The 12,880-nt window shown below is 74.7% G+C and carries 10 protein-coding genes; 6 read left to right on the forward strand and 4 right to left on the reverse strand.

Annotation, left to right across the window (positions count from 1 at the left end; all coding sequences use genetic code 11):
• The first annotated feature begins 61 nt into the window (after window positions 1–61).
• The 4 genes from ACGF0D_RS23040 to ACGF0D_RS23055 all read left to right on the forward strand — a co-directional run bounded on the left by ACGF0D_RS23040 (window position 62) and on the right by ACGF0D_RS23055 (window position 5,169).
• Complete coding sequence (locus ACGF0D_RS23040) at window positions 62–868, forward strand: ABC transporter ATP-binding protein (protein ID WP_392919019.1); 807 nt, start codon at window positions 62–64, stop codon at window positions 866–868.
• Window positions 865–3,606 (forward strand): FtsX-like permease family protein, encoded by a 2,742-nt coding sequence (locus ACGF0D_RS23045; protein ID WP_392919022.1) that lies wholly within the window; start codon window positions 865–867, stop codon window positions 3,604–3,606. The genes ACGF0D_RS23040 and ACGF0D_RS23045 overlap by 4 nt, the downstream gene beginning before the upstream one ends.
• A gap of 259 nt (window positions 3,607–3,865) precedes the next feature.
• A complete protein-coding gene (locus tag ACGF0D_RS23050; RefSeq protein ID WP_392879993.1) occupies window positions 3,866–4,237 on the forward strand; it encodes a BlaI/MecI/CopY family transcriptional regulator in 372 nt (123 codons plus the stop codon).
• On the forward strand, window positions 4,234–5,169 hold the full coding sequence (locus ACGF0D_RS23055; protein WP_392919024.1) for a M56 family metallopeptidase: 936 nt from the start codon (window positions 4,234–4,236) through the stop codon (window positions 5,167–5,169). Before ACGF0D_RS23050 ends, ACGF0D_RS23055 begins: the two co-directional genes overlap by 4 nt.
• A 240-nt stretch (window positions 5,170–5,409) precedes the next feature.
• Here ACGF0D_RS23055 and ACGF0D_RS23060 read toward each other — a convergent pair whose 3' ends face one another.
• From ACGF0D_RS23060 to ACGF0D_RS23070, 3 genes are all read right to left on the reverse strand, one after another.
• Window positions 5,410–6,429, reverse strand: a complete 1,020-nt coding sequence (locus ACGF0D_RS23060; protein ID WP_392919027.1) for an acetamidase/formamidase family protein — start codon at window positions 6,427–6,429, stop codon at window positions 5,410–5,412.
• Entirely contained in the window at window positions 6,426–7,904 is a 1,479-nt protein-coding gene (locus ACGF0D_RS23065; RefSeq protein WP_392919029.1) for an APC family permease, read from the reverse strand. The genes ACGF0D_RS23060 and ACGF0D_RS23065 overlap by 4 nt, the downstream gene beginning before the upstream one ends.
• Before the next feature lie 116 nt (window positions 7,905–8,020).
• Entirely contained in the window at window positions 8,021–9,097 is a 1,077-nt protein-coding gene (locus tag ACGF0D_RS23070; RefSeq protein WP_392919032.1) for an ABC transporter substrate-binding protein, read from the reverse strand.
• Window positions 9,098–9,152: 55 nt separating this feature from the next.
• Here ACGF0D_RS23070 and ACGF0D_RS23075 point away from each other — a divergent pair, with 55 nt between their 5' ends.
• Window positions 9,153–9,620, forward strand: coding sequence for a MarR family winged helix-turn-helix transcriptional regulator (locus tag ACGF0D_RS23075; protein WP_392919035.1), 468 nt, complete (start codon window positions 9,153–9,155; stop codon window positions 9,618–9,620).
• Between the two features lie 85 nt (window positions 9,621–9,705).
• On the opposite strand, the gene ACGF0D_RS23080 is transcribed toward ACGF0D_RS23075, so the two are convergent.
• Window positions 9,706–11,637: a hypothetical protein gene (locus ACGF0D_RS23080; protein WP_392919038.1), complete on the reverse strand. Its 1,932-nt coding sequence runs from the start codon at window positions 11,635–11,637 to the stop codon at window positions 9,706–9,708.
• A gap of 662 nt (window positions 11,638–12,299) precedes the next feature.
• On the opposite strand from ACGF0D_RS23080, the gene ACGF0D_RS23085 reads away from it, so the two are divergent.
• On the forward strand, window positions 12,300–12,880 hold a 581-nt coding region (locus ACGF0D_RS23085), incomplete at its 3' end, for a cellulase family glycosylhydrolase (RefSeq protein WP_392919041.1).

Genomic DNA, 12,880 nt, shown 5'->3' on the forward strand with positions numbered 1-12,880 from the left:
ACGTCCTCCGGCATATATAGTTCACCGACATATGCAGTTGAGCAGCTCACGAGGGGGAAGTGTGTCCCACACCGATCCGACCCGGCCCGCACCCGTCCTGCACCTGACCGACGTCACCCGGGTGCACGGGCGGGGCGCCGCCGAGGTACACGCCCTGCGCGGCGTCGACCTGGCCGTCCACCCCGGCGAGTTCGTCGCCGTCATGGGCCCGTCCGGCTCCGGGAAGTCCACCCTGCTGACCCTGGCCGGCGGGCTGGACCAGCCCAGCGGCGGCGAGGTGCTGGTGGAGGGGGTCGCGCTCGGCGGCCTCGGCCGCGGAAAGCTCGCCGACCTGCGGCGACGCTCGATCGGGTACGTCTTCCAGGACTACAACCTGATCCCGGCCCTCACCGCCGCCGAGAACATCGCCCTGCCGCGCGAACTCGACGGCGTCCCGGGGCGCCGGGCCCGCCGGGAGGCGCTGGCCGCGCTGGAGGAACTGGGCATCGGCGAGCTCGCCGACCGCTTCCCCGACGACATGTCCGGCGGCCAGCAGCAGCGCGTCGCGATCGCCCGCGCCCTGATCGGCGACCGCCGGCTGGTCCTCGCCGACGAGCCGACCGGCGCCCTCGACTCGGCCACCGGCGAGGCGGTGCTCGCCGTGCTGCGCGCCCGGTGCGACGCCGGCGCCGCCGCCATGATGGTCACCCACGAGGCGACCCACGCCAGTTGGGCGGACCGGGTGGTCCACCTGCGGGACGGCGCGATCGCCTCGGAGACCCCGGGCCGCCGCGCCTCCGCCCGCCTCACGGCCGTGCAGCCGTCCGACGCGCTGCACAGGTCCGGCGCGGCGTTCCCGTCGGGCCCGGCCGGCGAGGTGGCGCGGTGAGGCTCGGAGCCTGGCGGGTCGCCCTGCGCATCGCCCGCCGTGACGCACTGCGCGCCAAGGGCCGCAGCGCGCTGATCGCCGCCATGATCGCGCTGCCCGTCCTCGGCGTCACCGGCGCCGACGTGGTCCACCGCAGCGGTCAACTGACCCCGGCCGAACGGGTCGAGCGGGTGGTGGGCGGCGCGGACGCCCTGGTCACCTCGCTCGATCCGGGCCGGCCGGTCGAACAGGCCCCGATCGCCGAGGACGGCGCCTTCTCCGTCCAGCCCCGCCCCGGGGATCAGCCCACCGCCGAACAGCAGAAGGGCGCGAGCACCGATCCGGCCGTCCTGGTCGCCTCGCTGCTGCCGCCCGGCAGCTCGCTCACCCCGGCCCGGCCCGGCCCTGAGGCCGGCGCGACCTCGCCCGAGGGCCTGGTCCGCACCCTCACCACCGAGGCCGACCTCGCCGACCCGGTCTGGCGCGGCCGGCTCGACCTGGTCGAGGGCCGCGCCCCGGAAGCCCCGCACGAAGTGGCCGTCACCCGGGCCTTCCTGGACCGCTCCGGACTCGCGCCCGGCGCCACCACGACCCTCCAGGGCCTGGAGCACACCACCTACACCATCACCGGCATGGTGGAGCGCCCGGGCGAGCTGGGCAGGGTCGAACTCGTCGCCCGGCCGGGCGAGTTGATCGACCCGCTGAGCGCCGCCCTGGCGGCCGGCGGGCCGGCGGCGGCGAAGCCCACGGCCGTCCGGCCCGCCTGGCTGGTCCGGCTGCCGTCCGGGGCCGCCCTCGACTGGGCCGCGGTCCAGCGGTTCAACGCCCACGGCTACACCCTGACCGCTCGTTCGGTGGCGCTCGCCCCGCCACCCGAGCTGGCCGTCCCCTACTACCGCGACGCGTACCGCTACAGCGACCCGACGGCCGCCAACAACACCAAAATGGTCGTCGCCACCGTCAGCGGCATGGCGCTGCTGGAGGTCGCGCTGCTCGCCGGGCCCGCCTTCGCGGTCGGCGCCCGCCGCTCGCGCCGCCAGCTCGCCCTGCTCGGCGCGGCCGGCGGCAGCCGTGCCCACGTCGGCGCGGTGGTGCTCGGCGGCGGTGTGGTCCTCGGCGCGACCGGAGCGGTGGTCGGCGTGGTGCTCGGCACCGCGGCGGTCGCGGTGCTGCGGCCGTGGATCGAGCAGTTCGGCGGGGCGCGCTTCGGCCACTTCGCCGTACCGCCACTGGACCTGCTCGCGATCGCCGGGATCGGCCTGGTCACCGCGCTGCTCGCGGCCGCGCTGCCCGCGCTGCAGGCCGCCCGGCGCAGCGTCACCGCCGGGCTCACCGGCCGGGACACCGTCCGCGGGCCCAGCCGCTGGGTCACCGTCGCCGGTGTGGCGCTGCTCGCCCTCGGCGCCGTGCTCGCGATGTACGGGGCGGGCGCGGTACAGCGCGACCAGCCGGGCGTGGGCGGCTACGACACCCGCACGCTGACCGTGCTCGGCGGCTCGGTGGTCGCCGAACTCGGCCTGCTGCTGTGCACCCCGATGCTGGTCGCCCTGATCGGCCGGGCCGCCGGCCGGCTGCCGCTCGGGCCCCGGCTCGCCCTGCGCGACTCCGCCCGGCACCGCTCGCGCACCGCCCCGGCGGTGGCCGCGGTGATGGCCGCGGTGGCCGGCGCCGTCGCCATCGGCGTCTACACCACCAGCACCGACGCCGAGAACCGGCGCGACTACCGGCCACAGGCCCCGTACGGCGCCGTCCAGTTGATCAGCCACATCGACGGGCCCCGGCTCGCCGACGAACGCACCGAGTTGGAGGGGCAGCTGAGCGGGCTCGGCCCGCGCGGCGACCTCGGCCAGGTGGAGTACCGCTGGTGCGAGAACTGCTCCAGCACCGTCCAGCTCAAGGGCCCGGTCGAGCGGCGCGGCCTCGGCGCGCCGCCGCGGGTGGCCGCCGGTGACGTGACCGTGCTGCACAACCTGTTCGCGGTCCACGACCAGGCCGCGGAGCAGGCGCTGGCCGCCGGGAAGCTGCTGGTCTTCGACCGGGCCCTGGTGGGCGCCGACGGCAAGGCCGTGCTGCTGCTGCGCGGCGGGGGCGGCGCGCCGCTGGAGCCGGGCCAGGTGCCCAAGCCGGAGCTCCAGGAGGTCCCGGTCGACGCGGTGCTGGTGGACGACCCGGCCGCCGCCGACTTCGCCCAGGGCCTGGTGCTTCCCTCCGCACTGCCCGGGCTCGGGCTCGCCGCCCGGCCGACCGGCTCGGTCTGGCTGCCCGCTACCCCACCCGACCGCAAGGCGCAGCAGCGCGCCGAGGCCGCCGCCATCCGACTGGACCGCCTCGCCCAGCTGACCGTGGAGCGCGGTTACCAGCCGAAGGGCGACGCGCTCACCCTGGCGCTCACCGGCTTCGCCGGGCTGGTCGTGCTCGGCGCGGCCGGGATCGCCACCGGCCTGGCGGCCGCCGACTCCCGGCAGGACCAGGCCACCCTGGCCGCCGTGGGCGCGCCGCCGCGGATCCGGCGGACCATGGCGGGCCTCCAGTGCACGCTGATCGCCCTGCTGGGCGCGCTGCTCGGGGCGGTCAACGGGTTCGTGCCGGCGGTGGGGCTGCTGAAGTCCCGGGCCAGTGGGTTCGGGGCCAAGCCGGCGCTGATCACCGCGCCCTGGGGCGAGCTGCTGCTGATCGTGCTGGCGCTGCCGCTGGTCGCGGGGCTGCTCGCGGCGCTGCTCACCCGCTCCCGCGTCCCGCTCGGGCGGCGGCTGTCCTGAGCGCGGCGCGCGCCCCGGCCAACGGCTGCGCGTGCGCTGGACACCGGCGGCACGTGCCCCGAGCAGTGGCGGCACCTGCCCCGGGCGCCGGTGGCCGGCCTCGGACACGGCTTGGACACCGGCCGACCACCACCCGGGCACCAGCCGGGCGTCCGCCCCCCTTCACCCGGGGGCGGGCGCCCGGCGCTCGCCGTACCATGGGCCGCGTTCCGGCGGGCGAAGGGCGCCGACGGTCGGCTCGGCGAGGGAGAAGAGGGCGGTGCTACGGGGGTTCGGCGATCTGGAGGCCGAGATCATGAACCGCTTCTGGTCCTGGGGCCGGCCCGCCACGGTGCGCGAGGTGGTGGACGACCTCCAGCGGGAGCGGGCGGTCGCGTACACCACCGTCACCACGGTCGCGGACATCCTGCACACCAAGGGCTGGCTGCGCCGCGACAAGGTCGGCCGCGCCTGGGTGTACGAGCCGACCTGCACCCGCGAGGAGTACACCGCCCAGCTGATGCACCAAGCGCTGGAGACCACCGCCGACCGGGCGGGCGCGCTGTTCCACTTCGTCGACCGGATCAGCGGGGACGAGGCATCGGCCCTGCTCAGGGCCCTGGAGCAGGTGAAGTCCCGGGGCGCCGAGTGACCCTCGCGCTGCTCTGCCTCCACCTGGTGGTGACCGGCGTCCTGCTGCCCCGCCGACTGGCCGGCTCCGCCCGGCTCCAGGCCCGTCCGCTGGCGGGCGCGGCGCTCTGGCTCGCGCTGATGGCCTCGTTCACGGTGGGCCTGCTGCTCACCGCCCACCACGCGGTCGAACCCTTCGCCCACCGCCCCGCCGGACTGCTCGGCCTGCTCGACCTGTCCGGTCTGCTCGGCCGCTCCGGTCTCCTCCCCGGCGCCGCGCCGGCCGGGCCGGTGCCGCCGCACACCCACGACTGGTGGCTGCTCACCGCCGGCGGGGCGCTGCTCGGCGCCCTGGTGACGGCCGTCGGCCTGCGCGCCGGGCGGGCCAGGCGGCGGCACCAGGCGGTGCTGGACGTGGTCGCTGTACGGGACCGGCGCTGGGACGCGCTGGTGCTGGAGCACGCGCATCCGACCGTCTACTGCCTGCCCGGGCGCCGTTCCCGGGTGGTGCTGTCGCGCGGGGCGCTGCGGCTGCTGGACGAGCGGCAGCTCGCCGCGGCCGTCGCGCACGAGCACGGCCACATCCGCGGCCGCCACCACCTGTTCCGGATGCCGGCCGACACCTTCGCGCTGCTGCTCGGGCCGCTGCCGCTGGCCCGGCTGGGGCGCTCCGAGGTGGGGCTGCTGCTGGAGATGGCGGCGGACGACGCGGCGCTGGAGCAGGTGTCGCGGGGCGAACTGGCCTCCGCGCTCTGCGCGTTGGCGACCGGCGGCGCTCCCGGCCGGGGAGCCCCGGCGGGCGGCGCCGCGCTGGGTGCGACGTCCACCGGGGTGCTCGCCCGGGTGCGGCGGCTGGCGCGTCCGGGGAGCGGACGGATCCGGCCGGCCTGGCGCTTCGGGGTGTCGGTGCTGCCGCTGCTCCCGTACCTGCTGGTCTGCGCGCCGCACCCGTGAGGCGCCCGGCGGGACACCGCGCCCGGACAGCTGCCGGGAGGCCCGCCGAGACGCCCGCGGGCCCGTCGGCGTGGGGGTGCCGACGGGCCCGCCGTGGGGGCGGGGTGGGGGTCCGTGAGATTTGCCGGGACCTTGACCCGCGCGCCTGAACGCGCGGGCCCGGGGCCGCGTTGTCCCCGGCGTCGCACTGTCACCGGGCCGCGCTGTCACCGGGGGCCGCGCTGTCACCGGCGCCGCGTGTCACCGGTGCCGCAGGTACGCCCCGGCGGTCTCGCGCAGCCGGTCGTGCAGCCCGTCGTAGGCGCGGGCCCGGCCCAGCAGGCTCTTCGGCAGCTTGGCGACCATCGTGTAGTTGGTGTCGCAGACGTTGGCCGCCGGCGCCAAACCGGCCTGGCTGACCAGCTGGTAGGCGTCGAGCTGGTCCAGGCCGAGCAGTTCGCCGGTCCAGCCGACCAGGTCGTGCTGGCTGATCCGGAACGCGTCCTCCAGCGGACGGGCGGAGCCGGTACTGATCAGGAAGTCGTCGTTCTCCAGCCGGGGCCAGGCCGGGCCGCCGCCCTTGACCAGGTCGACGATCACGGTGGTGCGCATCGCCGCCTCCACCGCCGTGCCGCACACCTCGCCCTCGCCCTGGCGGGCGTGGCCGTCACCGATGGCGACCAGACCGCCCTCGACGTTGACCCCGAAGTAGGCGGTGGTGCCGGCCCGCATCTCGGGGGTGTCCAGGTTGCCGCCGTGCGCGCCCGGGGTGATCGAGGCCAGCACCTCGCCGGCCGCCGGGGCGACGCCGACCGTGCCGTGCATCGGGTCCAGCGGCAGCTCCGCCGTGAACTCGCTGTTGCGGGCCCGGAACCGGCAGACGCCCGCCTTGACGTCCAGGTCGTAGACCCAGACCCGCTCCTCCAGCGCCGGGTGCAGCATCGCGGTGGTGTGGGTCGGGGTCAGCGCGCCGAAGTGCGGGAAGGTGCTGGAGATCCCGTACTCCCGGGCCGGGGTGATCTCCACGAAGTGCACCGCGAGGACGTCCCCCGGCTCGGCGCCCGCCACCGCGATCGGACCGGTGACCGGGTTGAGGTAGGGGAAGACGCACACCTGGCTGGGCAGGTCGCCGGTGCCGCGCACCTTGCCGCCGAAGCAGTCCTCGGTGGTCAGCTCGATGACGGTGCCGGGCTGGACGGTGACCAGCGGGGCGCGGCCGCCGAAGGTGTAGGCGTAGTCCTCCGGGGTCGGGCTCAGCTTGACGATCTCGGGCAGGCTCACTTCTTCTCCTCGGGGGTGGTGGCGGCGTTCGCGGCGTTCGCGGGGTTCGTAGCGTTCGTGGCGTTCGCGGCGGAGGCTTCGGGGCCCGACTCGGCCTCGGCGACGGCCAGTCGGGGCTTGCGCCCGGTCGCCATCAGCCCGGCGAGCACGATCCCGCCGACGAGCAGCCAGACGAAGCCGAGCCGCTGGGCCGCGATGTTGGCGTTGACCACCACGTACGCGAGGATCGCGAAGCCGAGCGCCGGGGCGATCAGGTGCCGCCAGTAGTCCCTGCTGCGCTTGCGGACCAGGTAGTGGACGACCACGGCGACGTGCAGGACCAGGAAGGTGGTCAGCGCACCGAAGTTGACCAGGGTGCTCAGCAGGGTGATGCCGTCCTCGCGCGAGGCCATGTAGAGGCCGAGCACCAGCGAGATCCCGGCGGTCAGCAGGGTCGCGTTGACCGGCACCCGGCGGGTGGGGTGGATCCGGGACAGGAAGGCGGGCAGCTGGCGGTCGCGGGCCATCGCGTACAGCAGCCGGGAGGTGGCCGCCTGGGCGACCAGCGAGTTGGCGAAGCCCCAGGCCACGGCGGTGGAGGCGGCGGTCAGCGTGGCGAGCCAGCCGCCGGCGGCGGTGCGGGCCGCGTCGTAGAAGGCGGTGCCGTTCGGGTCACCGTCCCGGATCAGCGCGTCGGGGTCGGCGACCAGCAGCGAGGCGACCCAGGTCTGCACGATGAACAGTGTGCCCGCGAGCAGCAGCGCGGCCACCATGGACCGGCCGATGGCCTTGGCGGAGTCCCGGTTCTCCTCCGAGAGGGTAGAGATCCCGTCGAAGCCCAGGAAGCTGAGCACCGCGATCGAGACCGCCCCGAAGGCCAGGCTCCACGAGAAGGTGTGCGAGTCGTACAGCGGGGTGAAGTCGAAGCCCCGGCCCTTGCCGTTGGCCAGGGCGATCACGCCGACCACCACGAACAGGGCCAGCACGACGAGTTCGCCGATCAGCATCGCCTTGTTGACCCGGTTGGTGGTCTCGATGCCGAGGTAGTTGACCACGGTGTTGAGCAGCACGAAGCCGATCAGCCAGAGCCAGACCGGGATGGACGGCACCAGCGAGTTCATCGCGACGCCGGCGATCAGGTACAGCAGTCCGGGCACCAGCACGTAGTCGAGCAGGATCATCCAGCCGGACAGGAAGCCGACCGGTGCGGCGATGCCGCGGCCGGCGTAGGTGTAGACCGAGCCGGCCATCGGGAAGGCCCGGGACATCTGGGCGTACGACAGGGCGGTGAACATCATCGCCACCATGCCGAGGACGTAGGCCAGGGCGACCATGCCGCCGGAGCCCTGGAAGACGCCGCCGAAGATGCCGAAGGGCGCGATCGGCACCATGAACACCAGCCCGTAGACGAGCAGGTCGGTGAAGCCGAGCGAACGGCGCAGTTCCTGCTGGTAGCCGTAGCTCTCGATGCCCTGGGGTGCGGGTGTGTCAGCCATGGTGCTCTCTCTCCGTGACGACCCTGCGGGGTGTGTGGAGAGACTGTAGGGGCAAGTATTTCCAGATGGAAGGGTTTTGTCGCGCCATCCCGACTGGCGAGAAGGAGCGGCCCGGGTTACCGCGACAGGACGGCGAAGCCGAGGCCCTCGGCCCGGGCGAGGTGGACCGGCGCCCGGCCCGCGCCCTCGCGGTGCAGCAGCCGGCCCGCGGCCGCCCGCAGACCGTCCGGGGCCAGGGCCCGACGGGCCGCCAGGTCGGCGAGCAGGTGCAGGCCCTCGTACAGCCCCACCGCGTAGGCGTCCAGGACGGGCGCCCACGGGCCGCACAGCGCCCGGTGCCGCTCGGCGAGGCTCTGCCGGCGCTCCTCGGGCAGCGTCGCGAAGGAGGGCATCGCGGCGTACAGCGTCCCGGTGTCGTCGCCGCCGAGCGCGAGCAGGCCGTTCTCCTCCAGGGCGCCGGAGAGCCGCACCAGCCCGCGGTCCAGCCCGCTGCGCCGCAGCGCCCGGTTGAAGTGCACCTGGTCCCGCCCGATCAGGCTGAGCAGCAGGGCGTCCGCGCGGGCGGCGCGCAGCGCGTCCAGCAGCGGTTCGAGCGCCTCCTCGACCGCCCCGAAGGGGATCCGCCGCTCCAGCACCACCCGGGCGCCGGCCCGCGCCGCCAGCCCTTCGGCGGCCCGGTGGACAGAGCGCGGCCAGATGTAGTCGTTGCCAATCAGCGCCCAGCGGGAGAGTTGATGACGGTGCGTCAGTTCCGCCATGGCGGCGCCGAGTTGACGGGACGGGTCGATGCCGGTGCAGAGCACCCCGGGCAGTCGGGAGCCACCCTCGTGCGGCGGGGTGAAGACGTACGCGACGCGGCCCGCGGCGACGGTCTCGACCGCCCGGTGCACGTCGCTGGTGTGGCACCCGGCGAGCGCGTCCAGCGCCCCGGCGTCCAGCAGCCGCCGCACCTCGCCGGCGACCGGGCCCGGCGCACCGCCGCCGTCCACCAGCACCAGCTCCAGGACGCGGCCGAGGACCCCGCCGCCCGCGTTGACCTCGTGCGCGGCGAGCAGCGCGCCGTCCAGCGCGGACGGGCCGGTGAGCCCGAGCGGGCCGGACTGGGGCACGACGAGGCCCACCCGAAACGCCGGCTCCTCCCGCACGGAGTGCAGCGCGTCGAGCGGATCGATCAACCTCACCTCGGCACTCACAGTGCGAGTATCGTCGTACTGCCGATATCGGGAAAGGCCGGAACGGGAGGGTCCGATGACCGCAGTTGGTGCCGCACCGCAGATCGAGGGCCACTCCCCCGACACCACCGGATCCTCGGCCGCCGCGGAGCCGCTGCTGGTCGAGTTGGTCACGCTGGCCCACCGCAGACTCTCCGGCGGCCTCGCCGCCGCCCTGGCCGAGGAGGACTGCACCGTCGACCAGTGGCGGCTGCTGCGCGTCCTCGCGGACGGCCGGGGGCACGCGATGGGCGAGCTGGCCCAGGCGCTGCTGATCCCGCAGGCGAGCCTGAGCCGACTGGTGGACTCGCTGGCCGACTCGGGCTGGGTCTACCGGCGCCAGGACGAGCAGGACCGCCGCCGGATCACCGCCCACCTCTCCCGCCAGGGCCGCACCCGGCTGACCCGTCTCGACGCCCTCGCCGCCGCCCACGACGCCGCCGTCCGCCGCGCCTGCGGCCTCACCGACCCCTCGCACCTGCTGCAACGGCTCGCCGCGCTCTGACCGTCGGCCTCTCCCGCACAGCCCCTGCTGCACGGCCGGGCGCCACCCCTCCGGGAGGGGTGACGCCCGGCCGGCCGCCCGTCGGTCAGGCGAGCTTCTGGCAGAGCAGCGCGTACGGCCGCGCCGCCCACAGCTGCCACCAGGGCTGGCTGTAGGCCACACCGGCGACGAACTCGTCGTTCGCGCACTGGCCCTTGGCGAAGCCGTACGCGAAGTCGCCGCTTGAGGCGATCACGGGCCGGTTGTCACCCTTGTCGAACCAGAGCGTGCGGACCGAAGTCCCGAGCGGTGACGCCGACTTGGCACACAGCACACTCATCGTCCGGCCGTTGCGGCCGTATCCGGAGACGAAGGAGCCGGCGGGGCACTGGGCCTTGGCGTAGCCCGGCGCCCAGTCGGTGGTCACATAGGTGCCGCCGTGGTCGACGACGTACCCACGGCCGGCGTCCCAGAGGTCCGCCTTGGTGACGTCCGTGCACAGGCCGTCGTCACCGCCGTGGCTGAGCCCGATCAGCCGGCTGCCGTCCGGGCAGGACGCCTTGTGGGCCGACGGGTCCCAGTCCGGCCGGGTCTTCAGGTAGGCGGAGTGGGCGTCGTCGGACAGGCCGGAGCTGAGCGAGGTCCAGTCCACCAGGCGCGGCGGGTTCGGGCCGGTGCTCACCGAGGCGAGCAGCCACTCGCGGTGGAACGCGAGGAAGGGCAGGTCGCCCGAGAGGATCGGGGTGCCGAGGATGGCGAGCTGCGCCATCAGTGCCCCGTTGATGTCGATTCCGCCGTAGAGCGCGGCCGTGCCGTTGATGTCCGGCGTGCTGCCCGCACCATTGAGCACGATCGAGCCGTTGACGGCGGCGCGCAGGTACGGCTCGATCGACGCCTTCACGCCGACCGTGTCGTACAGGGCGATCGAGCCTTCGGCGAGCAGGCCGGCCTTCGCCGAGGCGGAGCCCTTGAGGTTGAGGCGCAGCGGGGCGACGGTGGAGGTGCCGGGCTCGGTCGTGGTGGTCCAGCCCGGGCCCTTGACGTAGTCGGAGTGGACGCCCCACTGGCCGTCGTACGACTGCTCGGCGTCGAGGGTGACGGTGCCGTCGGCGCCGATGTCGGCGGACAGGGTGAAGTTCAGGTTGATGACGACGGGCAGGGGGCCCACCATCACCACGGGGCTGGCGCTGTACTTGGCCAGCGGTATCCGGACGGCCCCGGTGCTCGCGGTGAGGTCCGCGCTGACGCGCCAGTCGGCGTGGGCGCCCAGGGAGAAGCCGATCCGGGCCTGCTGGGGGTCGATCAGGCCGAGGCCGCCCTGGTAGGAGAAGTCCACCGACGGGGTGATCGAGACCGAGCCGGAGAGCGTCGCCGAGGAGCCGTTCGGGAGCGGGACGGTGGCGTTGGCGCTGAGGCCCAGGCTCCCGGAGACGGAGCCCTGGCCCGAGGTCGCGCCGAGGTCGGTGGTGACCTCGATGCCGCCGATCTGGGGCTGGACCTGGAAGGCGCTCGGGCTGACGGCGCTGCGCAGGCTGGTGCTGGTCGCACCGAGCAGCTCGGGGAGGGTGGCCGGCCGGGTGGTGACGGCGACCTTCCCGTCGGCGGTCGGCTGCACGCCGGTGACGGCGACCAGCGCGCCGTGCGGGGCGGCCGGGGTGGGCGGGCTGTCGATCAGCTGCCCGGGCTGGAGCGCGGCGACGGCCGCAGGGGCCGCTGCCCGGGCGGACGGCGACTGCTGACCGGCGACGGCCGGCGCGAGCACGGCGGTGCCGGTGGCCGCGTCGTAGGAGGAGAGCGCGAGGCCGGAGGCGGCGGTGGCGGTCGCCGGCGCGCTGCCCTGCGCCGGCGCCGCGACGACGACCGCGGCCTCGGCGGTGCCGGGCGCCGGGGGCGCCAGCGTCGCCGTGGTGGTGGTCGTCGTGGTCGTCGTGGTCGTGGTCGCAGCGGCCGGTAGCGCCGCTCCGTTCAGGATGGCGCCGCACAGGAGGAGCACGGTCGTTGTCGCGGCGGCTGACGACGTCAGCTTGCGCACGGTCACGTGGAGGGTCCCTTCGGGTCAACGATGTTGGAACGATGGTGACTTGTGGCTGAGCGCATGGCCCGGAGCCGTCGCACCGACTCCTGACCGACGGGTAACTTAGCATTCGCCGACGGCCTTTCTGAATGGTTCGTGCGTTCTCGGATCTCGATCACCGGGACTTCACGAGCACGGAACTGGGCTTTTCCCCACGGTTAATGCGGCGCTCGGCGATCCGAGCCCGAGAGGATTCGATGAACCGCACCCCCGGAGCATCCGACCCACCGTCACATCCGGTCGGCCGCGCGGACAACCGGCAGCATGACCCAGGTGGCGGACGACCCGCCGGAGAGCGCCCGACCACCCGTTCTTCCCACCTGCCGCACCCAGGGAACCGGGCACGCCCCCGGATTGACCGGACCGGCCGGGGAATGCTTGGCTGGGCGCGCCGGGTCCGCCGGTGCCATTCGGCGCGAATTCCGGAATCCATCGATCCGAAACCCGCGCCCCCTCCGGCATTCCCCCGCGCTCCCGGGACCGCCATCCGCGTCCGGCCGCTCGGTCCCTGTTCCCGGACGTCGATCCGACGTACCGTCAACCCCCCTGCCCCCGCTCCGCACCATGGAGACCCCGTGAACCCCAGCAGTCCATCCCGCCCACCGCGGATACACCGTCGATTCCTCGTGGCCACCGTCGCGACGGCGGCCCTCCTGGCCGGGCCGGCCGCCGCCGCAGCCCCGGCCCCCGTCGGCCCGCCGGCTCCCGTGACCGCCGCACCGGCCCAGAGCGGCGCCGGGCTCGCCGCCTCCTGGACCGGCCCGCTGAGCACCCGCGGCCGCTACATCGTCGACGCGAACGGCGACCGGTTCAAGCTGAAGGCCGGCAACTGGGCGGGTGCCCAGGGCACTTGGGAGGGCAGCGGCTCTACGACCGACCCGGCGAACAACCAGGCCCGCCAGGTCTCGTACAACATCCCGCTGGGCCTGGACCGGGCGCCGATCAGCCGGATCATCGCCGACTTCCACGGCCTGGGCCTGAACAGCGTCCGGCTGCCGTTCGCCAACGCGCTGATCCACGACACCGTCCCCGTCCCGGATGCCGCCGTCGCCGCCAACCCGCAGCTCAGGGGCAAGACCCCGCTCCAGGTGTTCGACGCCGTGGTGGCCGCACTGACCGCCGACGGCTTCGCGGTGATCCTCAACAACCACACCACCGGCTACCGCTTCTGCTGCGGCCTGGACGGCAACGAGCGCTGGAACAGCGG

The organism is Kitasatospora sp. NPDC048298, from assembly GCF_043201465.1.
Classification (GTDB): domain Bacteria; phylum Actinomycetota; class Actinomycetes; order Streptomycetales; family Streptomycetaceae; genus Kitasatospora.